The 1,191-nt window shown below is 72.2% G+C and carries 1 protein-coding gene and 1 pseudogene; both read right to left on the bottom strand.

The genetic code is table 11. The features are described from left to right. Positions 1 to 631 (bottom strand): endonuclease/exonuclease/phosphatase family protein (locus tag AC1DOC_RS34405; RefSeq protein WP_478131673.1); only part of this gene is annotated, 631 nt, incomplete at its 3' end. Between the two features lie 128 nt (positions 632 to 759). Continuing rightward, a pseudogene (locus AC1DOC_RS34400) lies at positions 760 to 1,191 on the bottom strand (DEAD/DEAH box helicase); the annotation flags it as partial.

Genomic DNA, 1,191 nt, shown 5'->3' with positions numbered 1-1,191 from the left:
CCTCCACGCCGCGCATGACCAGCGAGCGCAGCGAAGCCATCACGCCGACCTTGCGGTCCTCCCGGTCTTCCAGGGCATGGCCCTGCGCGTCCTGCAGGAACTTCGGCCGCTTCGATTTGAGGTGCACCGTGAGCACGTGCACCTGCTGCCCGTGCTTCATGCGCAGCGTGGCCAGAAGGGGCGGGCGCTCGAAGCGCGTGTGCGGGCCCAGGCCCGGCACCTCGACCCCGAAGCCGGGCGGAAAGTCGACGAAGGAGCGGACCTCGTCCACCTGCAGCCGCGTGGCAATGCCGACCCGAGGCGTGCCCTGCGCGCCCGGCCGTGCAGGCGTGCCCGGCGGGCTCGCGGGCGGCGCCGTGTTCTCCGCGCCCGGGACCGAGACGAAGTCGTAGCGCAGGCCGCTGCGCGCAATGGCGGCCTTCAGCGCGCTCTCGTCCCAGACCTCCTGCACCGCGAGCACGTCGGCATTGAGCGCGCGGAAGCGCTCGCCGGTCCAGGCGATCTTGCGTTCGTATTCGCGCTCGTCGTAGGCGTCCTGGTTCTCGTAGTACACCCGGTGCGGGTTCGCGAGATTCAGCAGGTTGCAGGTGGCGACGAAGAGCGTGGCGTAGTTGGGCGGGATGTCTTGCATGGCAAGGGATTGTGTCCGCTGCGGCCGGCGCGCGGGAGAGGCCATACCGGCAACGCAAAAAACAAAGGGCACCGAAGTGCCCTTTGTCTTTGTTGCCGGGCAGATGTTCCATCTACCCGCTGCACCGGTCAGCGACCGAACGAACGGCCGCCGCCGCCTGAGCGGTTGCCGCCGCCACCGCCGCCGTAGCCGCCGCCACCACCCGAACGGCCACCGCCGCCCGAACGGTTGCCGCCGTAGCCGCCACCGCCGCCGCCTGGACGGCCGCGACCGCGGCCGCCACCCATGTGGTCGACGCTGGTGCGCAGCGGATCCGGCTGGCCGTCGCCGCCGGCGACCGCTTCGGCGCGCAGGTGCGCGACCTGGTTGGCCTGCGTCGGGCTGTGGCTGTTGCCGTGATGGCGCGGTTGGCGCTCGTCATGCGGCAGATGGTTCTGCGGCGCATGGTGCGGCGCGCGTGCCGGGCCTTGCGGTCCGCGGCCTTGTGCCGGGCGGGCGCCCTGGCCGCGCGGGCCCTGGCCCTGTCCCTGGCCGCCGCCATTGGCATTGCGGCCCTGGCC

This window comes from Variovorax sp. 01T439_2, assembly GCF_056398445.1.
The sequence above is the reverse complement of the archived record's forward strand: the minus strand, read 5'-3'. Positions and strand labels throughout refer to the sequence as shown.